General features: G+C 42.7%; 23 protein-coding genes and 1 pseudogene. 18 read left to right on the top strand and 6 right to left on the bottom strand.

Features of this window, described 5'->3' with window-relative positions; translation table 11 throughout:
• Positions 1 to 40: 40 nt before the first annotated feature.
• Entirely contained in the window at positions 41 to 460 is a 420-nt protein-coding gene (locus ACRQ5D_RS08240) for a GxxExxY protein (RefSeq protein ID WP_091174798.1), read from the bottom strand.
• A gap of 210 nt (positions 461 to 670) precedes the next feature.
• Between ACRQ5D_RS08240 and ACRQ5D_RS08235 the strand changes: the two genes are divergently transcribed.
• The 12 genes from ACRQ5D_RS08235 to ACRQ5D_RS08180 all read left to right on the top strand — a co-directional run bounded on the left by ACRQ5D_RS08235 (position 671) and on the right by ACRQ5D_RS08180 (position 9,994).
• Positions 671 to 826, top strand: coding sequence for a hypothetical protein (locus tag ACRQ5D_RS08235; protein WP_432328644.1), 156 nt, complete (start codon positions 671 to 673; stop codon positions 824 to 826).
• A gap of 5 nt (positions 827 to 831) precedes the next feature.
• Positions 832 to 1,308, top strand: a complete 477-nt coding sequence (locus ACRQ5D_RS08230; protein WP_432328643.1) for an O-methyltransferase — start codon at positions 832 to 834, stop codon at positions 1,306 to 1,308.
• A 3-nt stretch (positions 1,309 to 1,311) separates the two neighbouring features.
• Positions 1,312 to 1,854 carry a glycoside hydrolase family 73 protein gene (locus tag ACRQ5D_RS08225; RefSeq protein ID WP_091174792.1) on the top strand — a complete coding sequence of 181 codons (543 nt, stop codon included), beginning with the start codon at positions 1,312 to 1,314 and terminating at the stop codon, positions 1,852 to 1,854.
• 61 nt (positions 1,855 to 1,915) lie between these two features.
• Positions 1,916 to 2,752 (top strand): glucosaminidase domain-containing protein, encoded by an 837-nt coding sequence (locus ACRQ5D_RS08220; RefSeq protein ID WP_091174790.1) that lies wholly within the window; start codon positions 1,916 to 1,918, stop codon positions 2,750 to 2,752.
• Positions 2,753 to 2,910: 158 nt separating this feature from the next.
• The gene (locus ACRQ5D_RS08215) at positions 2,911 to 3,681 is read left to right on the top strand and encodes a hypothetical protein (protein WP_091174788.1); all 771 of its coding nucleotides are present in this window, start codon (positions 2,911 to 2,913) and stop codon (positions 3,679 to 3,681) included.
• A 146-nt stretch (positions 3,682 to 3,827) separates the two neighbouring features.
• On the top strand, positions 3,828 to 4,850 hold the full coding sequence (locus ACRQ5D_RS08210; RefSeq protein ID WP_091174944.1) for a DUF3078 domain-containing protein: 1,023 nt from the start codon (positions 3,828 to 3,830) through the stop codon (positions 4,848 to 4,850).
• A 150-nt stretch (positions 4,851 to 5,000) separates the two neighbouring features.
• Complete coding sequence (ffh, locus tag ACRQ5D_RS08205) at positions 5,001 to 6,329, top strand: signal recognition particle protein (RefSeq protein WP_090532696.1); 1,329 nt, start codon at positions 5,001 to 5,003, stop codon at positions 6,327 to 6,329.
• A gap of 242 nt (positions 6,330 to 6,571) precedes the next feature.
• Complete coding sequence (locus ACRQ5D_RS08200) at positions 6,572 to 7,315, top strand: hypothetical protein (protein WP_091174786.1); 744 nt, start codon at positions 6,572 to 6,574, stop codon at positions 7,313 to 7,315.
• A 79-nt stretch (positions 7,316 to 7,394) separates the two neighbouring features.
• On the top strand, positions 7,395 to 8,318 hold the full coding sequence (locus ACRQ5D_RS08195; protein ID WP_091174783.1) for a hypothetical protein: 924 nt from the start codon (positions 7,395 to 7,397) through the stop codon (positions 8,316 to 8,318).
• A 97-nt stretch (positions 8,319 to 8,415) separates the two neighbouring features.
• Positions 8,416 to 8,910, top strand: coding sequence for a hypothetical protein (locus ACRQ5D_RS08190; RefSeq protein WP_431199385.1), 495 nt, complete (start codon positions 8,416 to 8,418; stop codon positions 8,908 to 8,910).
• Positions 8,805 to 9,629, top strand: a complete 825-nt coding sequence (locus ACRQ5D_RS08185; protein ID WP_431200971.1) for a M1 family aminopeptidase — start codon at positions 8,805 to 8,807, stop codon at positions 9,627 to 9,629. Before ACRQ5D_RS08190 ends, ACRQ5D_RS08185 begins: the two co-directional genes overlap by 106 nt.
• Positions 9,630 to 9,688: 59 nt before the next feature.
• On the top strand, positions 9,689 to 9,994 hold the full coding sequence (locus ACRQ5D_RS08180) for a hypothetical protein (RefSeq protein WP_431199384.1): 306 nt from the start codon (positions 9,689 to 9,691) through the stop codon (positions 9,992 to 9,994).
• Positions 9,995 to 10,304: 310 nt separating this feature from the next.
• Here ACRQ5D_RS08180 and ACRQ5D_RS08175 read toward each other — a convergent pair whose 3' ends face one another.
• Complete coding sequence (locus tag ACRQ5D_RS08175; protein ID WP_090532688.1) at positions 10,305 to 10,676, bottom strand: response regulator; 372 nt, start codon at positions 10,674 to 10,676, stop codon at positions 10,305 to 10,307.
• Positions 10,677 to 10,950: 274 nt separating this feature from the next.
• On the opposite strand from ACRQ5D_RS08175, the gene ACRQ5D_RS08170 reads away from it, so the two are divergent.
• The 3 genes from ACRQ5D_RS08170 to ACRQ5D_RS08160 all read left to right on the top strand — a co-directional run bounded on the left by ACRQ5D_RS08170 (position 10,951) and on the right by ACRQ5D_RS08160 (position 14,081).
• Positions 10,951 to 12,354: a glycoside hydrolase family 30 protein gene (locus ACRQ5D_RS08170; protein WP_091174776.1), complete on the top strand. Its 1,404-nt coding sequence runs from the start codon at positions 10,951 to 10,953 to the stop codon at positions 12,352 to 12,354.
• A 66-nt stretch (positions 12,355 to 12,420) separates the two neighbouring features.
• Positions 12,421 to 13,464: a glycoside hydrolase family 5 protein gene (locus tag ACRQ5D_RS08165; protein WP_432328642.1), complete on the top strand. Its 1,044-nt coding sequence runs from the start codon at positions 12,421 to 12,423 to the stop codon at positions 13,462 to 13,464.
• Entirely contained in the window at positions 13,461 to 14,081 is a 621-nt protein-coding gene (locus ACRQ5D_RS08160) for a carbohydrate-binding domain-containing protein (protein ID WP_432328641.1), read from the top strand. Before ACRQ5D_RS08165 ends, ACRQ5D_RS08160 begins: the two co-directional genes overlap by 4 nt.
• Before the next feature lie 723 nt (positions 14,082 to 14,804).
• Here the strand turns inward: ACRQ5D_RS08160 and ACRQ5D_RS08155 are convergent.
• From ACRQ5D_RS08155 to ACRQ5D_RS08140, 4 genes and pseudogenes are all read right to left on the bottom strand, one after another.
• Positions 14,805 to 15,245, bottom strand: a complete 441-nt coding sequence (locus ACRQ5D_RS08155) for a hypothetical protein (RefSeq protein ID WP_091174772.1) — start codon at positions 15,243 to 15,245, stop codon at positions 14,805 to 14,807.
• 179 nt (positions 15,246 to 15,424) lie between these two features.
• A complete protein-coding gene (locus ACRQ5D_RS08150) occupies positions 15,425 to 15,730 on the bottom strand; it encodes a transposase (protein ID WP_091174770.1) in 306 nt (101 codons plus the stop codon).
• Between the two features lie 891 nt (positions 15,731 to 16,621).
• Positions 16,622 to 18,160: pseudogene (locus ACRQ5D_RS08145) on the bottom strand (YifB family Mg chelatase-like AAA ATPase).
• 121 nt (positions 18,161 to 18,281) lie between these two features.
• Entirely contained in the window at positions 18,282 to 18,689 is a 408-nt protein-coding gene (locus ACRQ5D_RS08140) for a hypothetical protein (protein ID WP_091174765.1), read from the bottom strand.
• A gap of 508 nt (positions 18,690 to 19,197) precedes the next feature.
• Here ACRQ5D_RS08140 and ACRQ5D_RS08135 point away from each other — a divergent pair.
• From ACRQ5D_RS08135 to ACRQ5D_RS08125, 3 genes are all read left to right on the top strand, one after another.
• A complete protein-coding gene (locus ACRQ5D_RS08135; protein WP_091174763.1) occupies positions 19,198 to 21,894 on the top strand; it encodes an outer membrane beta-barrel protein in 2,697 nt (898 codons plus the stop codon).
• A gap of 183 nt (positions 21,895 to 22,077) precedes the next feature.
• A complete protein-coding gene (locus ACRQ5D_RS08130; RefSeq protein WP_432328640.1) occupies positions 22,078 to 22,788 on the top strand; it encodes an alpha/beta hydrolase in 711 nt (236 codons plus the stop codon).
• Positions 22,782 to 23,615, top strand: coding sequence for a PA14 domain-containing protein (locus tag ACRQ5D_RS08125; protein WP_432328639.1), 834 nt, complete (start codon positions 22,782 to 22,784; stop codon positions 23,613 to 23,615). Before ACRQ5D_RS08130 ends, ACRQ5D_RS08125 begins: the two co-directional genes overlap by 7 nt.
• Positions 23,616 to 23,730 lie beyond the last annotated feature (115 nt).

Genomic DNA, 23,730 nt, shown 5'->3' with positions numbered 1-23,730 from the left:
TACCTCTTAGTTAATGATTTTTTTGATTGCTCGTGACTTTTTATGATTTGTTTTGCTGTCGTGCAAGTTTATATTCGTTGGTAATGCGTTTAAACTCTAAGCTTTTGGATCCGAAATTAATAAGAAGTCCGGTTTCGAGTTTATAAGCTTCGAGATAGTTTAATACTTGAGCGAGATGAATATCTTCAAGTTTGGATACAGCTTTGAGTTCTACCATAACTTTTTCATCTACTAAAAAATCAACTCGCCTTCTGCCTACCTCTATTTCATCATAAAAGATAACCATTTCAAGCTCCCGGGAAAACAGCAACCCTTGTTTGTGCAGTTCGATCTCCAAACTTCGTTGGTAAATAGCTTCCTGAAAACCGTTGCCTAAGATTGAATGAACTTTCATTGCACAACCAATAATTTTACCGGTAAGCTCAGAGTGTTTATAGGTATTATTAATTAGATCTTTCATTTGATAAGGTTATGCTATAAAACTATTAAAATCAGAGAAAAATCAGGCAAAAAAATTATTCTTCAAGTGAAAGGCAAATCAGCGAAATCAACATAATCAATAAGAATCAACGGTTCTGGTAGTAATAAATCATTCTAAAAATCAATAACTTACAAAATAAATCAACGAAATCAGCGTAATCATTCCCATCAACGGTGTATCTTTGCCCCCATGGATATTCTCCCTAATGCCTTACTGGCTTACTTAGATGACCATTGCGACCCGGAGCCGGAGGTGCTTAAAAAGCTCAACCGCGAAACGCATATCAAGGTGTTAAAACCTAACATGCTATCGGGGCATTACCAGGGCAGGCTGCTTAGTTTTTAAGCAAAATGGTGCAGCCTAAGCGCATCCTGGAGATAGGTACCTATACAGGCTACTCGGCTATTTGCCTGGCCGAAGGTTTGGCCGACGACGGCATCCTCCACACCATTGAGGTTAATCGCGAAATGGAGGAGATCATCACTTCACATCTTAAACTAACAAATGTTGAAAACAAAATAAAGCTGCATTTTGGGCAGGCAGAGGCCGTTATTGCTGATTTACAGGAGGATGTTTTTGATTTGGTGTTTATAGATGCCGATAAAAAGAATAATTATACTTACTTTCAATTAGTTTTTGACAAAGTCAGATCCGGAGGATTAATAATAATTGATAACGTTTTGTGGAAAGGAAAGGTGTACGGCACCGAAAAAGATGCCGATACTGAAGGAATCCGCAAACTAAATGACCAGATAGCTGTTGATAGCAGGATAGAAAAATTGATCCTGCCGGTACGCGATGGGCTGCTGGTTATCAGAAAAAAATAAATTATGAAGAAAATCTTACTGATTACAACACTGTTGATTTCAACATTAGCTGCTTCAGCACAGAAAAATACCTCACAATCTTACATTGAAAAGTTCAAAGATGATGCCATTAAGATCATGCACGAAACCGGGATCCCGGCAAGCATCGTTTTAGGTGTAGCCATGCATGAATCGGGCTGCGGCAACAGCACCATAGCACAAAACCTTAATAATCAGTTTGGAGTAAAAGGTTACAATACCGTAGTTTATACCAAACACAACAAAAAAGTTCGCACCTCTTATAAAAGATACGATTCGGTTTTTGACTCGTTCCAGGACTTTGCACGTATCATGACCGAGCGCAAGCAGTTTAGCCACCTGGCCGACGCGCTTACCCATTATGATTATAAAGGATGGGCAAAAGGTATTCAGCGTGCCGGTTATGCCGGTAGCCGCAGATGGGCATCGCAGGTTTTAGGTATCATTAACAGGTATAACCTCAATGACCTGGATGAAAATCCGGCAAACCAAACGCAATTGGCCGACGCAACAACTAAACAGCAATAATTACGTTTATAAAATCTTAATTTGGCCCTGGTTATATGCCACATAATAAGATTTAAGCCTCATGCGAAAAACCATATACCTGTTCATTGCTGTAGTTTGCCTCAGTTCATGCTCTGCCCGCAAAAAAACCACTACAGTATCAAACCGAGATGCCAAACGCAATAACAGCAATATCCAAAAAGCCAACAAGGACGCTATTGCCAATTACCGGTCATACAACTCGTTAGAATATATTGACCGCTTCAAGGCCATCGCCATCCAGGAAATGAACCAGTATGGTATCCCGGCCAGTATTACCCTGGCGCAGGGCTTGTTTGAATCGGGCGCGGGCAATAGTGACCTGGCCAAATATGCCAACAACCACTTCGGCATAAAATGCACCAGCGACTGGACCGGCAAAAGCTATTATAAGGATGACGATAACGTGAATGATTGCTTCCGCGTTTATGATAACCCGGAAGATTCCTTCCGTGACCACTCGGCGTTTTTAAAACGTAAAAATTACGCTAAACTTTTTGAACTGGATAAGAACGATTACGAAGGCTGGGCTTATGGATTGAAAAAGGCGGGTTATGCTACTAATCCTAAGTATCCGCAGTTGCTTATCAATATTATTGTAAAATATAACCTCGATCAGTACGACCGCCCCGAAGGCGAGATTGCTAAAATTAAACGGGAAGACCGTGTGTTATCTCAGATCAACGATAGCATTGGCAAACCTGTTCAGGATACCCTTTCCAAAACCCCGCCCGACGATAAGATCTACACCGTAAAACAGGGCGATACACTATACAACATATCCAAGCGTTTTGGAATAACTGTTGATGACCTGAAAGCATTAAACAGTATGAGCGACAATGGCATTAAAATTGGCCAGAAGCTTGTTGTCGTAAAATAGAGAATCAAGACAACAAGAGTCAAGAGAATTTGAGATTAGTTATCACCGAATATTTATCTTGATTCTTGACTCCTGGTATCTTGGCTCTTTCCTCTAAAGGTTAATTGTTGTTAAATTGTATGATCACCCGCTGTGCAACACGTATTTTTGCATCCTCAATGAAACTGTGGACGCTTTTAATATGTTTGGCCCTGACCGCAACTAAAGTTTTTGCCCAGCAAAAAACCGTGGATGGGGTTGTGTTTGATAAAGACAGCAAAGACCGCATTGCCAAAGTTAATGTACAGAACATCACCACCGGCAAATCAATTTACAATACTTTTAAAGGTGAATTCAAGATAGAAGCCCAACCCGGCGATGTGCTTGTTTTTACAAAATCAGATCATCATCCCGATACATTGAAAGTGCAAGGCGGCGAATCACTGGCGGTTTATATGAAGCGCACAGCCATACAGCTTAAAGAAGTTATCGTGCGTGATACCCTGCTTAACCCGCAAAAACGGCTGGCTGCAACCAAAAACGATTATACCAAAATCTTCGGCCCGCTTAATAATAAGGACCTGCTGAGCTTTGGGCCGGGCGGTGCTGGCTTAAGTATCGACGCGCTTTACAATTCATTAAGCCGCAGCGGCCGCAATGCTGCCCGCCTGCGCGAAACTATTGAAAAAGACTATCAGCAAAGTGTTATTGACTATCGTTTTAACCGAACTTATGTTGGCGCCATAACCAATTTAAAAGATCAGCAGCTCACCGACTTCATGTTACGGTACCGTCCCGGCTATTATTTGGTGAAAACGGCAAGCGACTATGAATTTATAGCCTCCATTAAAACCAACCTCAATCGTTTTTTAAAGTATAAGAAACGGCCGTATTCCCTTACTCCGCTTGTTACGCCCGATGACAGCAAGAAGGATCTTGGCCGTGAATAAGACAGATAAACCTTAATACAAGGTTCATTTTAATATCCGAAAATTCCGATATTTTTGCCCAAAAGTCGTTTGCCAGACTAAACCCTGAAGCAACATTTTTGTTTATTGTGGGTAAAAAAGGAGATTTTTGCTTTAATTTGTTTACTATGTTAAAAACAAAACCGGGATTACTAATACTCGCATTATCAGTCACGTGCGTTTTATCAGCAAAAGCACAAACAGATACCCTGAAAAAAGATAGTGTTAAAATAGACACTGCCGTACTTAATAAATACCGGATAAATTCCCGCAAAAACGCCATCCCCACCCGGGTTCGCCCCATACAGATCCAGCGCGAAATGGTACCTGTTACCATGCTCGATTATAAAGTAAACTACTGGAAAAAGGTAATCACATTCGGGCTGAACTTTAGCCAGTCGGCATTTAGCAGCAATTATGCGGCGGGTGGCGTAAGCGCGGTGGCATTAGGTTCAAATTTTATTTATCATACCGAATATAACAAAGCGCCTTTCAGTTACGTATCCGAGCTTAACCTTACTTACGGCGTATCAAAAAATAAGGGACAGGGCAAACGTAAAACGCAGGACCGTATTTATTTTGATAACAAAGTAGCGTCTCAATTATCAAAAAGCTGGTACTTCTTCGGTTCGTTAACCTTTGAGTCGCAATTTGATAAAGGTTTCAATTATGTTGATATGGGGAATGGAAAATTTGATCAGCAATATATTTCAAACTTTATGTCGCCAGGTTATCTTACCGAATCGGTCGGTTTTGAGTATAAGCCAAAAAGTTGGTTCGATTTGCGTTTGGGTACCGGTACTGCAAGACAAACTTTTGTACTTGATCAGGCCATCCACAAATATCAAAAAGATAACTACGGTGTGGATACGTTAAAAACCGTGAAAAACGATCTTGCGTTCCAGGTTGTTGCGTTGCTGGATAAAGATATAGCCAAAAACATTCACTTAAATACCCGTTACGCGTTGTTTATCCCTTATGCCCAATCGCCAAAATTTATTACCCACCGTGTTGATTTAACGCTAACAGCTAAAGTGAACAGGTTAATTAGTGCAACGGTAAACGGAACGCTGTTGTATGATAAACATACATCCGATAGCGCGCAGGGTTATGAAGGTATTGGGTTGGGGATGTTGTACCGGTTTCCGTAGTACAGTCTTGAACAAATAATACAATTGAACCGGCCTTATTAAAAACAGGGCCGGCTTTATTTTGGAATAAACAATGGGATGAGACAAGTTAATATAGTTCAAAATCATACCTTTGCATTCTTATAAAAAAGATTAAAGTTTTTTAATATAATGTTTGAAAATCTTTCGGATAAACTCGATAGGGCGTTCAAGGTCCTGAAGGGTCAGGGAACTATTACTGAAATAAACGTGGCCGAAACCATGAAGGAGATTCGCAAGGCCCTTCTTGATGCCGACGTTAATTATAAAACCGCCAAAGCATTTACCGATGATGTGAGGCAAAAGGCGCTTGGTAATAATGTATTAACATCTATTTCGCCAGGCCAGCTGCTTACCAAGCTCATGAACGATGAGCTTACCGCGTTGATGGGCGGTACCACAGCCGATCTGAATTTTCCAGCTACTCCTACCATCATCCTTATTGCCGGCTTGAATGGTGCTGGTAAAACAACCTTCACAGGTAAGCTTGCCAATTACTTAAAAACACAACGCAATAAAAAACCATTACTGGTTGCTGATGATATTTACCGTCCGGCGGCTATTGATCAGCTGGAGGTTTTAGGCCAGCAAATAGGTATCCCGGTGTATGCCAATCGCGACTCGAAAGACCCGGTTGCTATTGCCCGCGAAGGTATAGCCCAGGCTAAGCAGAACGGGAATAACGTGGTGATTATTGACACCGCCGGCCGTTTGGCTATTGACGAGGCCATGATGGTGGAGATTGAGCAGGTAAAAGATGCCGTAAAACCACACGAGATCCTGTTTGTGGTTGACTCCATGACCGGTCAGGATGCTGTGAATACTGCTAAAGTGTTCAATGACCGCCTTGATTTTACTGGTGTGGTATTAACCAAGCTGGATGGTGACACCCGCGGTGGTGCGGCCCTTTCTATCAAATCGGTTGTTAATAAGCCTATCAAGTTTATTGGTACCGGCGAAAAGATGGAAGCGCTTGACGTTTTCCACCCCGATCGTATGGCATCAAGGATCCTGGGCATGGGCGACGTGGTGTCGTTGGTTGAACGCGCCCAGCAGCAGTTTGACGAGAAAGAGGCAGCCGAGCTACAGAAGAAGATCCGCAAAAACAAGTTCGACTTTAACGACTTTTACGGCCAGATCCAGCAGATCAAGAAAATGGGTAACATGAAAGATCTGATGGGCATGATACCGGGCGTGGGCAAAATGATGAAGGATGTTGAGGTTGATGATAATGCGTTTAAAGCGATAGAGGCCATTATTCAATCTATGACCCCGTTTGAAAAAGCTAACCCTGAAACCATTAATCAAAGCCGCCGTAACCGCATAGCCAAAGGTTCGGGCACCGATTTACAGGAAGTTAACCGCCTAATGAAGCAGTTTGATGATATGAAGAAAGTGATGAAGCAAATGAGCAATCCCGCTGCTATGGCCAACATGATGCGCAGGATGCCTAAAATGTAAGGTAGGTATAACTTATAAAAAGAACGTCTCTTGCTAAAAACAAGGGACGTTTTTTTGCTCCTTTGCTGACGAACAAAATGAACATATGTATAATTTATTATACACAATTTCACACCTTTTGCGAATTGAAGTCATTAAAATGTCATTTACTGTGCAATGGCACTTACTTTGATTTACTACAGCGAACAGATGAGGGCTTAAGTTTACCCCTCCCTCACATATTAATAACTAAAAAACTAATCATGAAAAAGTTAATTAAACCCGTTTTATTGACCGCTGCGTTATTTGCTTTTAAAGTTGGTTCGGCCCAGGTTAATCTTGGAGCAACTACCGCTACCAAAATAGCTACGCGGGTAGCTACGCCAACAGTGAATGCTGCATCTATAGCGCAAAAAGCGGTTAACACAACCTCAACCGTAACCAACCAGGCTGCCACACAGGCTCAAAACGTAGCAGCGCGGACGGCCGCTCAAACCCAGGCTACCACCAACCACGCCGTAACAGGCGTTGCCACCAGTGAGGCCGCTAATGTTAACAGCAACGTTACCTCAACCGTAAATGCTACGGCAGGTACAACAGCTGCACAAGCCGGTGTTAGCAGCAATACCTCAGCCGCAGGTACTGTGAATGCAACCGGAGTAACAGCAACAGGCGAAAAAGCATTAACCACAACCGAAGGTGTTGCTGCTAACACTACCGAAAAAGTAAGCAGCAATGCTACCGCTTTAAGGGCTGGCGCTACAACAACTACAGGTAAAACTGCAGTGGCCGCGGGTAATAGCGCCGATGCTGTTAGCAAAAATGTGAGTGTTACCTCGTCCGGTAACCTGAACAGCACAGGTAACGTGGCAGCGGGCTCTAAAAAGCTAAATACAGGGTTCTCAAATAGCAGCGCTTCCAGTACTGCTGTAAAGGCGGGAAAGAAAAGCGTTACTGTTAAAACTTCGGGCAAGAGTTCAGCCAAACTGAGCGCTACCAAACAGTAATAGTATTTACATACATTAAATCAAAAAGGCCGGTACCGGCCTTTTTGATTATCCGCACTTTTTTTATTCAACATTAGCTATGAAAAAACTTAAACTTATCCTGCTGCTGGCTTTGACCAGCCCTGCGGTTTATGCCCAGCAAAAACCTGATACCGCGGCAAAAACAAAAGAGTTGTTTGTAAATGCGGGTTTGCAATATCTTTCAAACCTTACCTATGCCGGCCGGCGCGATGAAAGCAGTGTCCCGGTGCTTCTTCCCTCGGTTACATTAGTTAGCAAGCAGGGCTTTTTTGTAAGTGCTATCGGCTATTTTGATCTTAATGGCTCCAAATCGGGCACCGAGGGCCTTAGCGTTACACCGGGCTATGTTTTCGCGTTTGATGCAAAACGGTATTATGGAGGCAATGTATCGGCCACCAAATATTTCATCACCAAGAGCAGTCCCATTATACTTTCTTCATTTAATGCCACGCTTGACGGGCAGCTGTATGCCAATCCGGATGATATTGTAAAATTTACCGCGGGCATCAGCTATAGGTTTAATAAAAATAACAGCAACGACGTTGTTAATACGGCCGAATTATCAAAAGAAATTTTTGCCCTGAAAACAGGCGTGGATAAAAAAAGCGGGCTAAAAGTTACTCCTACCGCCACGCTTTATGCCGGTACACAATCTTTCTACCAAACTTATTATACCGAATCGCAGGTTACCCGCTCGATAGAGCAGCCCCAGCAGCAAACACCTATTAATATCCTGTTTCCCAGTCAGCCAAAGCAAACTATCATAACGCAAACGGTAACGCAGCAAAACCAGCGCGAGGTAAGGCAATATAAGCTGCTTGCTTTCAGCGGATCGTTGCCTTTAACCTATACTATTAACAAGTGGCAAATCCTCTTTACGCCGTACCTCATCAAGCCATTTAACCAGGTTGATTATGTAAAAAACACCAAAATGAACGGACTTTACTTTTTGTTCACCACAGGGGTTAATGTAACGTTTTAGCAATGTAAAAATGTAATAAACCAAATAGCCGGGAAAGGCGGATAACAGCTTGTTTTTATTAGCTTTGTTGCAGTACAAAACAAACTGAACCACGGCTATGCGCAGGATATTTTTTGTTCTTTTATTGTTACCGGCCCTGTTTACCATGCCGGCATTTGCCCAGGTTCCAGGGGCGCAGATTGATGTTAAACATTATACGTTTGATATTAAACTTAATGACGCCGATAATAATATAGAGGGAAAGGCCACGGTTTCGATAAGGTTTTTGAACGGCGCGGAAGGGTTTAGCCTCGACCTGGTGAAAAAGAATGCTGAGGGTAAAGGCATGCTGGTATCGGCTGTAACCGAAAACGGGAAGCCGGTAAAGTTTACCCAGGATGGCGAACAGCTAAAGATCAATACCCGGGCCTATAAAGGGAACACCCGCGATTATACGATAAGTTACAGCGGCATCCCGGCCGATGGGTTGATCATCTCGACCAACGCATTCGGACACCGTACTTTTTTGGTGATAACTGGCCTAACCGGGCCCATAACTGGCTGCCCTGCGTTGATAATATTGCCGACAAAGCCACGGTTGATTTTATTGTAACCGCGCCCGATCATTACCAGGTGGTATCAAACGGCCTGCAAACCGAAGAAAAGCAACTCGACGGAAAGCTCAAACTAACCCATTGGGTTGAAGCCGTTGCGCTGCCTACCAAAGTAATGGTTATAGGCGTAGCTGAGTTTGCAGTTGACCGCCCCGGTGATGTTAACGGAATCCCGGTTTTTACCTATGTTTTTCCGGAAAGTAAAGAGGTGGGGTTTAAAAGCTATGCTGTAGCTAAAAACATTCTCCCCTACTTTATAAAAAATGTTGGCCCTTACAGCTACGAAAAATTGGCCAACGTGCAGTCGAAAACCATTTTTGGCGGTATGGAAAATGCCAGTGCCATATTCTACTTTGAAGAGTCGGTTAAAAGTCCGGATATAGAAGAACTAATGGCGCATGAAATTGCCCACCAGTGGTTTGGCGATGGCGCCAGCGAGAAAAGCTTTGGCCACCTTTGGTTAAGTGAAGGCTTTGCTACTTATATGACCAATCTTTATCTCGAAAATAAATACGGGGCCGATACCTTAAAAACACGCCTTATCGGCCAGCGTAAAAAAGTGCTGGATTTTGAAAAGGAGCGTTTAACGCCCGTGGTTGATACCGCTGTTAAAACAAAATTTATGCAGCTGCTTAATGCCAATAGTTACGAAAAAGGCGGTTGGGTGCTGCACATGCTGCGGCGCAAACTGGGCGATGATGTTTTTGGAAAGGGGTAAGAAACTATTATTCAAAATACCAGGGCAGCAATGCCAATACTGATGATTTGAGGCGGGTAATGGAACAAACCAGCGGCAAAGACCTGAAACAGTTTTTTACGCAATGGCTACGCAACGCCGGGCACCCAAATTTGGCGGTTAGCTGGAAGTATAATGAAAAGGATGGTTACATTACCATAAATGTAACCCAAAACCAGGCCTATGTTTACAATTTGCCGCTGGAGGTGTCTGTTGACGGGCAGCTGTTAACCGTGCCGGTAAAAGAGAAATCGACAACAGCCCGTTTCCGGGTAAAAGCCAAACCGGCAGATGTTAAGGTGGACCCGAATATAAACCTGCTGGCATCGTTTGAGGAAAAAAGATAGAAGCGTTTTAAAGGGGGGATTTTGTGTCTTCTGTCTTGTTATAGACTAAAAAAATGCTATCGTTTATATCCCTCTTTTAAATAAAAAGAAAATTGTCATTTCGATGGAGCACGTGGGCCATGAGCGCCGGGGCGAAAGAGAAATCTTATACACCAAGCAGGGCCGCTACATCTGATTTAGGGCTGGCGTATAAGATTTCTCCTCACGCCCGTACATTACCCGCTTGGTTTGTCGAAATGACAACTGAATTTATTTTAGTAAGATTAAAGAATACAGATATACGATAAGCCGCAACTCGGGTTTATCTCACCTACGCTGCTATCACTCTGTTGATCACCTTTTCCAGGTCTTCAAGGTCAAATGGTTTGGCTAAATAGCTTTGGGCGCCGGCATGATTGGCCAGGATCTGGATATCGCTGTTTGCCGAAAAGTAAATTACCGGTATTTCTTTAAGTCCTTCGGTTTTTTTGAGGGTTTGCGTGGCAATGATTCCGCCCGAATCGGGGATCCAGTTATCCATCATGATCACATCAGGCAAGATGCCCGAAACTTTTTCAACAATGTTATTGCAGTCGCTAAATGTGTGCACTTCCCACCCTTGTTCCTCCAAAATATAACTGCAAATAGAAAGTATGTCCTCGTCGTCATCAAATATGACAATTTTTTTAGATGGAGTATTCATTGGATAGTTGTATGTGAATTTATAGGAATCTTTTCATAAAAACAAATGTTTTAAATTGAAAATTAAATTTGCCCGTTTAAATAAGACTTTATATCGCCCTGCTTTAAATTAACTCCATGCGTAAACTACTTCTTAATCACTGCAAAATCTAATTATTGACTTTGTAACCGATTAATTACTACGTTTTATTAAAAACAGTAATATTTTTACTTATCCAATTTTAACAGCCTTATTAATTCCTGTTATCAACAAATAAACCTGTAAATCCTGTTTCATGAATACGCAAATCAAATCGATTTTATTGGGCGCCATGCTGCTTGGCCCGGCTGCTGCAATAAACGCGCAAACAAAGGCAAGCTTATGGCTTACCCGGGCCGACAGATCGGCACTTTTTGAGCAGCAAAAGGAGCCGCTTATTTTTAAAACCGGGAACGCCGGCGGCACTACTATTACTGTTAATGATAAGCAACATTACCAGCCGATAGACGGGTTTGGATTTGCATTAACCGGGGGCAGCGCTATGCACATCATCCGTATGGGTGCCGACAGTCGGGCCGCGCTGCTTAAAAATCTTTTTGCGGTTACGGGGAATGATATTGGCATCAGTTATTTAAGGCTGAGTATTGGTGCATCCGATCTGAACGACAAAGTATTCTCCTATGATGATATGCCCAAAGGCCAGACAGATCCAACGTTAAAACATTTTAACCTTGGACCGGATAAAACCGATGTGATCCCGGTAATGAAACAGATCCTGGCAATTAATCCGGCAATCAAGGTGTTGGGTTCGCCATGGTCGCCGCCGGCCTGGATGAAAACCAATAATGATACCCGCGGCGGCAGATTAAAACCCGATTGTTACCCGGTGTATGCTAACTACCTGGTTAAATATATCCAGGCAATGAAGGCCAATGGAATTAATATTGATGCCATCACCATTCAAAACGAGCCATTACACCCAGGCAATAACCCCAGCTTGCTGATGGTTGCGCCCGACGAAGCCGACTTTATCAAAAACAACCTTGGCCCAGCGTTTAAGGCTGCAGGTATCAAAACAAAGATCATTGTTTACGATCATAATGCCGACAGGCCTGACTACCCTATTTCGATATTGAACGATCCGGCTGCCCGTAAATATGTGGATGGTTCAGGCTTTCATCTGTATGGCGGCGATATCTCGGCCCTTACCGATGTGCACAACGCCCATCCTGATAAAAATATTTACTTTACCGAGCAGATGACCGTTGAGCCCGAAAATCAAAGTACTATCAACATTGCCTGGCCGGTAAAAAGCCTTATTATTGGCGCAACCCGTAACTGGAGCCGCAATGTACTGGAATGGAACCTTGCCGCCGACCCTGAATATAAGCCCTACACCGACAGGGGTGGCTGCCCAATGTGCCAGGGCGCCGTTACCATTGATAAAAACCAAGTAAAGAAGAACATCGCTTATTATTCAATTGCTCATGCTTCCAAATTTGTACGTCCGGGTTCAGTACGTATTGCATCAAACAATATGGATACTTTACCTAATGTGGCTTTCAAAACCCCCGATGGCAAAAAAGTACTTATCGTAGCGAACACCAGCGATGGCGCGCAGGATTTTAACATCCAGTACCAGGGAAAAGTATTAGCTGTTAAACTTGATAAAGGTTCGGTTGGAACGTATATCTGGTAATATAAACCGGTTTAGAAAATTTAAATGCACAACAACATGTTAACATCGTTAATAAAAAATATAAAGGTGAGCTCAAGAATTAAGGCTTTGCTGGCCGCGGTCCCGGCGTTATTTGTCTCGTTACAAGGAAATGCGCAAACAGGCTTTTTAAAAGCCGAAGGCAAAAAAATAGTTGATGAAAAGGGGCAGAATGTATTGCTGCGAGGGATGGGTTTAGGGGGATGGATGCTGCAGGAAGGCTATATGCTGCACATTAACAAAGACAGCCGGCAGTACCGCATTCGCGAAAGGTTTGAAGAGCTAATGGGCCCGGCCGAAACTAAGGAGTTTTATGATACCTGGCTGGCCAATAATACCCGCAAAATTGATGTAGATTCGATGAAACGCTGGGGATTTAATTCTATCCGCCTGCCAATGCATTATAACCTTTACACCTTGCCGGTTGATAAGGAGCCCGTTGCCGGTAAAAACACCTGGCTGGATAAAGGGTTTAAAATGACCGACGGTCTGCTGTCCTGGTGTAAAGCAAACCACATGTACCTAATCCTTGACCTGCATGCCGCCCCCGGCGGACAAGGCAACGACCTCAACATCTCCGACCGCGACCCGGACAAACCATCGCTTTGGGACAGCGAGGCTAATAAACAAAAAACCATAGCCCTTTGGCGTAAACTGGCCGAACGGTATAAAAACGAGCCTTATATAGGTGCTTATGATATCATCAACGAGCCAAACTGGGGTTTTGACGATCCTCAAAATGATAAAAACGGACTGAAGGAAAAAACAAACGGTCCGCTAAGAAAACTGATGGTTGATATTACTGCTGCCATTCGCGAGGTAGATAAAAAACACATTATTATTATTGAGGGCAACGGTTGGGGCAATAACTATAACGGTATTTTACCCCAGTGGGATAAAAACATGGTGCTGAGCTTTCATAAGTACTGGAATTTTAACGATCAGAAGTCTGTTGATCATATCGTAAAAACACGCGACCAGTATAATATTCCCGTATGGTTAGGCGAAACCGGCGAAAACTCAAATACCTGGCTTACTGAAGCTATCGGCTTATTAGAAAAAATAACATTGGCTGGTCATTATGGCCATTGAAAAAATTGGGCATCAACAACCCGATGGAGATCCGTTCAAATCTGAACTATGATGATGTGGCGAGGTACCTGAACACCGGCAGGAATAAACCTAACGAGAGCAATACTTATAGCGGCACCCTTGAGCTAGCTACGTATGCTAAATTAGAAAATACCATTATCCATCATGATGTCATCGATGCTATTTTCAGGCAGCCGCATACAAGCGTTACCAAGCCCTTTAAAGCCAACAGGATTGGCAACGGCCCCGTGATCAATGCTGTTGATTATGACCTGGGCCGCAATGGCTCTGCTTATTTTGACACCGATACAGCCGACTATCATACTTCGGGTAAACCGGGTGTTGGGAACAAAGGCCATGTTTACCGGAACGACGGCGTTGATATCAGCAAAGATTCTACGAAGTATGAAAGTTACTATGTAGATCATATTGAAACCAACGAATGGACACAGTACACCATACAGGTTAAAATACCGGGCGTATACTCCCTTAGCCTCAAAGTAGCATCCGCCACCGATGATGCCAAGCTATCTGTTTTAGTTAATAATATAACCCAGGCAAAAGAAGTGGCAGTGCCCAACACAGGCGGGCTAAAAAATGGCAGGTTATTGCTGTAAAAAACATTGTTTTAAAAGCCGGGAGCAACAAAATAAAGGTATTAGCTAACAACGGAGGGTACAACCTGCATTATCTGCAGTTTTGGAAAGGGAAATAAATACAGGTACGCTATACTTATTTAAACAGCCGGAGTATATATTATTTGCTCCGGCCGTTTATTTATCTAAGATGCCACAAGTGATTTTTTCCTTTGCTGGCGCAAATATGCAGGGTTTGCCTGCGGGCAGTAGCTGCTTGCACCTTCGAGGTTGGCCGTAATTTTTTTAATATTATTTTTCTGATAAAAGCTATTGTAAATAAGTGCTTTTATAGTTAAATTTATTATACCAATTATCAGTATAATCTAAACAGGGGGATTCGTTATGAAAAAACAAGCTACGATAGTTTGTCAGCCTGATAAGACTGAAACTACCCAACCACTACAGGTAAATTGCCCGCCATCACATCAAAAAATGTATCGCGATCATACGCATTGCGATCATGTATATGGCAGGGTTAACAAATTTCCAATTGGCAGCAACCGCGGGCCATGCTTCTTTTAAGTTAACCGGCTATTTAATATAATAGTACAGTTGGCTGTATGGCTTAAAGTTTTGCAGGTAAACTGCTAAGCTGCATAACCCAATTTGCCCGTGCCGGGTATCAACCCCGGCCTCGCCGGCAAATGAATTGTTTTGATTAAATTCCGAATCGACTGTTGTGTGGGCCAGCTTTATATTGGCCTACTGGTTAATGTATTTGTATTTTTTTCGCCCATCCTGTACTTCAATTGTCTTGATCGTACTTACCGGTATTGCTTTTTTCAGTGAAAGGATCTTTGACTGAACACCGATAACAGAATCCTGGATAACCCAGGTGCGGTCGAAGTAAAAGGTTGATCGCTTGCCATTGATATCTGTAAAACGTATTTCAATAGATGGCCCGTTCTTTAACTTATAAGAAGTTCCGTCTTTATCGAAACATTTAATCGAATCAATAGGATAAACACTATAGGTATGCTTATGCCCAAGAGGGTCCTGGGCGGTAACCTGTCTTAAATTCACCGTTTCCAGGGTTGGCACCTGCTCCAGGAAAGTCCCAACAGGCATGTAATAGGTTTTGCAGGAGCTCACAAAGATTGTTAGTGCTGCGATAGTGATAAGGAGTAAAGGTTTGGTTGTCATGTAGTTTATATGTTAAAAACTTCTTAAGGCCATAGTTTTTCAGCGCTGTTTTAAGCAGTTTGTTACTGGCGCAATACTTTATGGTTAAACAGCATAATGGGATGATTGTCTTGTTGCCATAATTGAAACTTTTCGTTATTGCTATTTTTCGTTCCGGCGCGTTTCATCATCCATAAAAGTCATTCCTTTCGGCTTTCAATAGGATTGTTTTCAATTGTACTTCGTAATATCGCTGCGGTGTGTTTTTTCATATCACGCAATATATCCTCCAATTTATTACTGTTGCTTCCAATAATCATGTGAACGTGGCTGGTCATGATACACCATCCATATATTTCAAGACCCTTATGCTTTTGACAATGCCTCCAACTGTCAAGCAATACCTGTTTGTATTCATTTCTTATGAAAAGTTCTATCCAATACACAACAGAAAAGCTTACAAAGTATAATTTATCCTGATCGTGAAATTTGTATTTGGTACTCATATTTTCTAATATTTGGCATAAGTAGCCTTTTCACACATTGCCACCCCTTCATACTTGCGCCAGAGGGTGAGGTTTAATGGATAACCTTACATAATATTGCATATAATATGAGCGGGAACACTAAGGAAATGAATACTAAAATACCCTTGCGAAATCTTTCTTCAGCTGCTTCATCACGCCACACAAATCTTATTTTGTTATATTTCCCTGAATATTTGCGATGATTTATATATAGTAACGATCCATAAATTATTATTTCAGCGTATGTAATTGCGCCGTAGTAGTATTTGATTGACTGGGTGGTAATGAAAGGAAATATTATTAAGATTGACGAGCTTATTGCAAATGTTTGCGATGCGGAAATAATAGAAATTCCCGCGAACCCCCTTCTTCCATACCTTTTGAAGAAGAGTTCTGCTGTTCTGTAAAAAATATAATCGAGAAATGTATTCATTAATCTGTTGAGGGCTTTACTCTCTTTGTCGCTCTCTATACTTGCGATAGGACGTTAATTAATCATTCACTTCGTAATAACATCCATCCCCCTCTTCATAGTCAAGATAATTTTTATAATCGGTCATCGACTTAACACTGATTATAGTATCAAATTCCATCCTTATATCAAACTCCGCCTCATTAAGATAAGAGCAATTGGGGCATATTTCATGGCCAAAACTTCCGTACACATTAACGGCCGGTAAATTTGGTCTTCCAACATCATTGGTACGCCATTTTCCACCTTCTGTCCCAGTACAACTTATCCCCCAATTGATATTCAAGTTGTCTTGTGTGACCAAACTTAAATTGGATGTAAACAGGAAAGGGCTTACTACAGTTGCTGCAAGTAGTTTCCGTTTTTAAAATATTAAAGAATCCCATAATAAATCTCCTTTACCCCGCCCAGCCCTCTCTATCCAAACTCCTGAAATGTATAGCCTCAGCCAAATGCTCCAGCTTAATTTCCTCACTTCCGGAAAGATCAGCAATAGTGCGGGATACTTTGAGGATCCTGTCATAAGCCCTTGCCGATAGGCCAAGTTTTTCCATGGCTTTTTTGAGCAGGGTTTGGCCGGCCGCGTTGATCTTGCACAGGTCGCGAACCATTTGAGGGCTCATTTGTGCGTTGGCATGCAGATCGGGACGGTTGCCGAAACGCTCTACCTGGATTTCCCTTGCCCTGATCACCCGTTCGCGGATGAGTTCGCTTTTTTCGGCAGCGCGGTCGGACGATAGTTCGCTGAAGTTAACCGGCGTTACCTCTACGTGCAGGTCTATCCTGTCCAGCAGCGGGCCGGAAATTTTGCTCAGGTATTTTTGCACCATGCCCGGCGGGCAAATACATTCTTTTTCGGGATGGTTATAATATCCGCATGGGCAGGGGTTCATACTTGCCACCAACATGAAGCTGCTGGGATAATCTACCGTAAATTTAGCGCGTGATATGGTTACCCGGCGCTCTTCCAACGGCTGGCGCATTACCTCCAACGCGCTGCGTTTAAATTCGGGCAGTTCATCTAAAAATAAAACGCCGTTATGGGCCAAAGAAATTTCGCCGGGGGCAGGGTTGCTTCCCCTCCTACCAAAGCTACATCGCTAATGGTATGGTGAGGGCTCCTGAACGGACGAGATGGTTACCAGCGCATCGGCAGCGGCAAGTTTGCCTGCCACCGAATGGATCTTGGTGGTTTCTAACGATTCATATAAGCTTAGGGGCGGCAAAATAGAGGGCAGCCTCCGGGCCAGCATGGTTTTACCTGCTCCGGGCGGACCGATCAGGATCACGTTATGGCCGCCGGCTGCGGCAATCTCTAAGGCGCGCTTAATATTTTCCTGGCCTTTTACTTCGCTGAAATCGCTGTCGTAATTGCAGAGGCTGTCGTAAAATTCTTCGCGGGTGTTTACTATTTCGGGCTTAAGTTCGGATGTGCCGTTGAAAAAGCCCACTACGTCTTTAATGCTTTCAACGCCGTAAACTTCAAGGTCGTTAACAATGGCTGCTTCACGAGCGTTTTGTTTAGGGAGAATAAAACCTTTAAAGCCATCTTTACGGGCTTGTATGGCTATGGGCAAAGCGCCTTTTATTGGCTGGAGGCTTCCATCAAGCGAAAGCTCGCCCATGATGATGAATTTATCAAGGGTTTCAGGTTCTATCTGGCCGGATGCGGCTAATACGCCAGTGGCGATAGTAAGATCATAGGAAGAACCCTCTTTTTTGATATCGGCCGGGGCCATATTAACCACTACCTGCTGGCGGGGCATCCTGAAACCGCAGTTTTTTAACGCCGATTCTATCCTGAAATAACTTTCTTTTACAGCCACATCGGGCAGGCCCACAATGAAATATTTTGTGCCCGATGCAATATTCACCTCAACTGTTATGGTAATAGCCTGTATCCCATAAACCGCGCTTCCAAAAGTTTTAACCAACACAGTGATAAAAGTTTAATTGAAGCGAAAGATATAGAATTTTGATGAAGTGATAAAGCGGGACTATATAAAACAAAAAACCCGCCGGTACCGGCGGGCCTTCTTATAATCACATTGTTTAATCTCATCTTAAAAATGTTCCGGCCTGGCAAACAACCAGCAGCATGGTGCAGGAAACAACCACACAAACCATCAGCATTATTGACCACGTATTGGGATTGTGTTTGCTGATGCGTGCAAACGCGGCATTCACCTTTTTAAAGTAGCGGCTGTTCAGCAATACAAAATAATTAAGCACAAACGCGCCTGTGGCACCCAGTAATATCATTAAGCCGGATACCGGACTTAACTGAAACCAGCCGGCGGTTAAAAATAACTGTGCAACACTTACTAAAATGGCCAGCAAAATGATCATCAAAAAGCTTGCTCCAAAAAGGGCGTTGGCTTTTGGCAATCCGCCGTGACCAAAGTTTTTAACATTCCACCTGTAAAACGTTACATAAATGGATTTGTAGGTTTCTGCTGCTTTCATAATGTTATGGTTTTAGGTAATTAATTCGGTACAAAATAATATTACTTGCACAATATTAGTTTAAAAACGGGATTGGCAAAATTTTATTGCGGCCATGTTTGATTTTTATCGCGTTTATATTTCTTTATTTGGTTTGATGTTTATATCGCAAAAAAACAACGCGGAGAAAGGAATAATTTTATTCTGCATGGCATCGGGAAAAAGGGCACTTTGGTAAAATCAATGTTACAATACCTAAATATCTCCCCTTTTTGTAGCATATCAGGCAATATTAACGCTGCTTTCATGTTATTAGAGCACATTTATAGCATATAATGCTGCCTACGGGGTTATGGATGTAGTGGTTAAGCAAGGGGGAGTAGTGTTATGCTTTAAACGTTAATTAACCAACATGCTGACATCTAAACCCTATAACTACCTCATGATTTAAGTTTCCTAATTACCACGGCCCTACATCACCTATAACACAATTTATTAATTAACCTTACCTGTCTGCACCTAAACCTGGATGAAAACCATCTTTTTTTCATTGATACTGTTATGCCTGTTTTCCGGGGCCTTTGCCCAAAAGGCCACAATAAAAGGGAAGGTCACCGATTCCCTGAATACGCAAGCTCTTGAGTTGAGTACTGTTGCCGTTGTCGACCTGAAAGATACCTCTCTGATAGCTTATACCCTCAGTAAAAAGAACGGGGATTTTGAATTACAGCGCCTACCGGTTGATAAACAGGTACGCCTGGTTATTTCCTATGCCGGGTATCAAAACTATATCCATAATTTTAATTTTAAAAAAGGCGATATAATTGATTTGGGCAACGTTACACTCAGCAGTAAAATGCTTAAGGAAGTGGTGGTACGTGCAGAGCGGGTGCCAGTAAAAGTAAAAAAAGATACCATTGAATTTGATGCTGCCGCTTTCAAAACCCGCCCCAATGCCGCCGTTGAAGAATTGCTTAAAAAGCTTCCCGGCGTACAAATAGATGGCGACGGAACCATTACCGTTAACGGGAAACAGGTAAGCAAACTGTTGATTGATGGCAAGCAGTTTTTTGGTTCGGACCCTAAGATCGCCACCAAAAATTTGGATGCGGCCATTGTTGCGCAGGTTCAGGTTTATGACGACCGGGAGAATGACCCCGATCATTTGGTAAGTGAAACCCAGGTACAGAAGATCATTAACATCAAACTTAAAAAGGCCATTAAGAAAAGCGTTTTCGGCAAGGTATTCGGAGGTCTGGGTTCGCGCGACAGGTACGAGGCCGGTGGATTGTTCAATATGTTTCGGGATACTTTGCAGGTAAGCCTTATTGGGTTAAGCAATAACCTAAATCATACCGCGTTCTCTCGCGATGAGCTTAATGCCGAGGGTGGTTTTGACCGCAGCGGGGGTAACACATCCTTTAATGGTGGCCGAAACTGGGGCGGCGGCATTGAAAAAATTACGTCCGGAGGGTTTAACCTTAACCAAAACTATGGCGAAAAGCTAAAGCTTAACCTGCAATATTTTTATACACAGCGGAACAACAAAATTGAATCAGCCAATTTTCAGCAGCAATTTCTGAAAGATACAACGCTGTTAACCCGTGCTTCAAGCAGCAGGTATGCAAACAATCATACGCACACTATAAGCGGACTTGTGGAGTGGAAGCCTGATACTATCCGGAACCTGCGCTATAATCCATCATTAAGTTATAATTCTAATAATAGCAGCTCCTCGTCGTTGGGCAATACTTCAAATAATTTTGATATGCCAGTGAATAAATCGGTATCAGGCTCTGTGGGCGACGGGCATTCAACGCAATTTAACCAAAGCTTTTATTTTCATAAACGATCTAAGAACAAAAGCAAGGAGTCGTTCACTATCTCGCATAACCTGAGCATTAATCCTAACCACAATAACAATTTCAATAATAATGATGTGGTTAATTATCAACGCCCGGAATTATCAGATAGCTTGCATAGGTTATCTACCCGCACATCAAACAATGCTTCGGGCAATCTCGATTTTAGTTACCGATACCCGCTAACCAAAAAGCTTATTGTTGATGTTATCACATCGGGCATATATAATAAAACCAGCGACCAGGTTTTTACCTTCGACCGTAAAACAGGCGGCTTTGATTCGCTGCTCACTAATCAAAGCTCCGACCTTAAACGTGATCTGTGGACCGAGAATATTAAACCGGGGATCACTTATCAGCTCAATAAAAACACACAAATCATCGCCGGGCTTAACACCCAATGGCAGCAGATCAATAACAATTTCGCGACCAGCAGGCTTGTTCAAAATTATTTTTTCCTGTTGCCAACAATTCGTATCGAAGCTTATGGAATATTTTTGAGTTACGAGCGCCGTGTTAACCAGCCGGGGGTATCAAACCTGCAGCCTATTACTATTGTTTATAGCCCGTTGTACAGCTATACAGGTAATCCAAATTTGAGGCCTGGCATAAGCAATACCTATTACTTTAATTTTTTCAAATACTTTAATAACAGTCAGCTGGGTATTTACTCGTACGGCAACATTTCTTCGCAAAAAAACATGGCAATTTCACAGCAAACCATTCGCTCAGACGGGGTGCAAAATAGTACTACCGTTAACCGCGATGGCAGGCCGAGCTATAATTTTTCAGTTGGTGTCTCTAAAGGGTTTAAAAAGATAAAAGACTGGCAGCTCGGCACATCAGCTAATTTTTACGGCAACTATTACCAAAACCTTAATTTGCTGAATAATGTGGAAGGCTGGCAAAATACTGTTGCATATGGATTGCGTGAAAATATTAATGTTAACTGGAAAGATGTGATTGACCTGAATACCGCCGTTGGTTTTAACCAATCGAACTCCAAATATCATTATGACGATTTCAGGAGTATCAGGGTAGCTACCTACAATATAAGCAACAGCCTGGTGGTAAGGTTCCCTAAAAAAATCATCTGGGAAACCAGGCAGGATTTTAATTATAACAGCCAGGTTGCGGCAGGCTTTAAAAAAGGAGTTGACGTAGTGAGCTCGTCCCTGGCCCTGCAAATGCTAAAAAAAGATCGGGGAGAACTTAAACTTTCCGTTTATGATCTCTTTAATCAAAACGTGAGCGTGTACCGTTACATTAACACCAATTCGGTTAACGATGTGCAAAACAATACATTGAAGCGATATTTCCTGATTACTTACAGTGTTAAGTTCAATAAGCTAAGCACTAAATAAATGTCGGAAAAATTAAAGGAACTGTGTTAAGCTGTATAGCATCTAATAATCAGTGAATTAAGATTTAGGCTTTGTGCATTCTGCTTTTAGCTATGTAAAAAGAGCCATTCGCTGTTTTTTGCCGGCGTGTTGTAACTATCTTTATCAAGGCATAGTCTTACCTGTAATCAAACCTCCCTCATTATGAAGAACAGGACCTACCTTTTTCTATCCTTTACCATCGCATTAATATTTAGCTTGTCAGGACGCGCTGCGGCGCAGGACCTGCCCGGTAAACGCGATTCCATCAATTCGGTTATATTAAATGAGAAACGGGTTATCCAGGTAATATTGCCCGATGGCTATAAAGCCGGTTCGGCAACCAAATATGATGTATTGTACATCATTGACGACTGGAATATAAAATTAGGGCGCGATATCCAGCATTTTATTTTTGATGAACACACCATGCCGCCAATGATAATTGTCGGGCTACTGAATGTTGACCGTGATAGAGATTTTTTGCCCACCCATAATAACGGAAATAAAACATCGGGCGGGGCTGACAAATTTCTAAAGTTTTTTAAAGAGGAGCTGATTCCTTATATTGATAAAACCTATCCTTCTGATGGTGATAATACCCTTTTCGGCCACTCTTTCGGCGGTGTGTTTGTTACTTATGCTTTACTGAACGAGCCGCAGCTCTTCAGCAATTATATTGCCGGTGATCCAAGTTATTGGTGGGATAATGGAGTGATGCTTAAGCAGGTTAAAGAGAAGCTGCCTTCGCTTGCAGGTAAGGAGAAAGCGCTTTACATAGGCGGCCGGGAAGGACGGGGCATGAAGGAAATGAAGATTAATGCCATGGACAGCCTGCTGAAAAAGGTGCGCCGGCAGGTTTTGAATGGGTGGTAAAAGCTTACCCCGCCGAATCGCATGGCACTGTACGGCTAAAAAACTTTTATGATGGGCTGAGGTTTGCCTATAACGACTACGGCGGTAAGCCACTTGAGTTTCACCCCTCCGGCGGGATTGTGTTAAAGAATAAGCCCATAAAAATCTGGTATTTTAATGATACCACAAAAGTGCATTATACATTCGATGGCTCGCAGCCATTGGTTACATCGCCGTTTGCAAAACCCGAAATAGAACTATCCGGCCCTGCAAAAGTTACCTTGAGACAGATTGCCAGCCGTCCTAAATTTGACAAGAGCACCAGCGGCGATTTCAGGGAGGGCACTTACCTGCCCGCAAAACCACTCAGGAAAAACTACAAGCCCGGCGGTTTTCATTACGCCTATTATGAAGGTCAGTGGGATAAACTGCCCGACTTTAAGGCGCTAAAACCGGTTAAAGAGGGCACGGCCGATAGCACTTTTGATATCAATAAACTCCCCCGCCAAAACAATTTCGGCGTAGTGATGGTTGGGCAATTTGAAGTTAAACAAGACGGTTATTATATTTTTGGATTGGGATCAGATGATGGCTGCAAAGTATACCTGAATGACAAGCTAATCATTGACCTTGATGGTTTGCACGATGCCGATATACAACGGTCATACATTGCTCCTCTAAAAAAGGGATTTTATCCCCTTCGGATAGAATACTTTCAAAAAGAAGGTGGCCGTAAGCTTGATTTGGTGTACGTAACCCCCGATAATATCGCCAAAAGAAGATCTCGCCAATTCCCTACGCATTGCAGTACGGGCCCAGATAGGTTGCTTACAGTAGAGGCCGTTTAAAAACGACAGTTTTGAATGTAGATACGCATAATTGCGTCTCCAGCCTGCAATTTACGGTAGCTAAGACGCTATTGAAATCGCTTGTCCTGCGGAAGACGCAATTATGCGTCGCTAC

The organism is Mucilaginibacter sp. P25 (genome assembly GCF_050859465.1).
Classification (GTDB): Bacteria; Bacteroidota; Bacteroidia; order Sphingobacteriales; family Sphingobacteriaceae; genus Mucilaginibacter; species Mucilaginibacter gossypii.
The sequence above is the reverse complement of the archived record's forward strand: the minus strand, read 5'-3'. Positions and strand labels throughout refer to the sequence as shown.

Bases quoted from the DNA above. Each gene is read 5' to 3' on its own strand.
- ACRQ5D_RS08220 (WP_091174790.1), top strand. From the start codon at position 1,916: ATGCGAAAAACCATATACCTGTTCATTGCTGTAGTTTGCCTCAGTTCA.
- ACRQ5D_RS08170 (WP_091174776.1), top strand. From the start codon at position 10,951: ATGAATACGCAAATCAAATCGATTTTATTGGGCGCCATGCTGCTTGGC.
- ACRQ5D_RS08235 (WP_432328644.1), top strand. From the start codon at position 671: ATGGATATTCTCCCTAATGCCTTACTGGCTTACTTAGATGACCATTGC.
- ACRQ5D_RS08230 (WP_432328643.1), top strand. From the start codon at position 832: ATGGTGCAGCCTAAGCGCATCCTGGAGATAGGTACCTATACAGGCTAC.
- ACRQ5D_RS08225 (WP_091174792.1), top strand. From the start codon at position 1,312: ATGAAGAAAATCTTACTGATTACAACACTGTTGATTTCAACATTAGCT.
- ACRQ5D_RS08190 (WP_431199385.1), top strand. From the start codon at position 8,416: ATGCGCAGGATATTTTTTGTTCTTTTATTGTTACCGGCCCTGTTTACC.
- ACRQ5D_RS08180 (WP_431199384.1), top strand. From the start codon at position 9,689: ATGGAACAAACCAGCGGCAAAGACCTGAAACAGTTTTTTACGCAATGG.
- ACRQ5D_RS08175 (WP_090532688.1), bottom strand. From the start codon at position 10,676: ATGAATACTCCATCTAAAAAAATTGTCATATTTGATGACGACGAGGAC.
- ACRQ5D_RS08135 (WP_091174763.1), top strand. From the start codon at position 19,198: ATGAAAACCATCTTTTTTTCATTGATACTGTTATGCCTGTTTTCCGGG.
- ACRQ5D_RS08210 (WP_091174944.1), top strand. From the start codon at position 3,828: ATGTTAAAAACAAAACCGGGATTACTAATACTCGCATTATCAGTCACG.
- ffh (WP_090532696.1), top strand. From the start codon at position 5,001: ATGTTTGAAAATCTTTCGGATAAACTCGATAGGGCGTTCAAGGTCCTG.
- ACRQ5D_RS08140 (WP_091174765.1), bottom strand. From the start codon at position 18,689: ATGAAAGCAGCAGAAACCTACAAATCCATTTATGTAACGTTTTACAGG.
- ACRQ5D_RS08195 (WP_091174783.1), top strand. From the start codon at position 7,395: ATGAAAAAACTTAAACTTATCCTGCTGCTGGCTTTGACCAGCCCTGCG.
- ACRQ5D_RS08200 (WP_091174786.1), top strand. From the start codon at position 6,572: ATGAAAAAGTTAATTAAACCCGTTTTATTGACCGCTGCGTTATTTGCT.
- ACRQ5D_RS08150 (WP_091174770.1), bottom strand. From the start codon at position 15,730: ATGAGTACCAAATACAAATTTCACGATCAGGATAAATTATACTTTGTA.
- ACRQ5D_RS08240 (WP_091174798.1), bottom strand. From the start codon at position 460: ATGAAAGATCTAATTAATAATACCTATAAACACTCTGAGCTTACCGGT.
- ACRQ5D_RS08130 (WP_432328640.1), top strand. From the start codon at position 22,078: ATGAAGAACAGGACCTACCTTTTTCTATCCTTTACCATCGCATTAATA.
- ACRQ5D_RS08155 (WP_091174772.1), bottom strand. From the start codon at position 15,245: ATGACAACCAAACCTTTACTCCTTATCACTATCGCAGCACTAACAATC.
- ACRQ5D_RS08215 (WP_091174788.1), top strand. From the start codon at position 2,911: ATGAAACTGTGGACGCTTTTAATATGTTTGGCCCTGACCGCAACTAAA.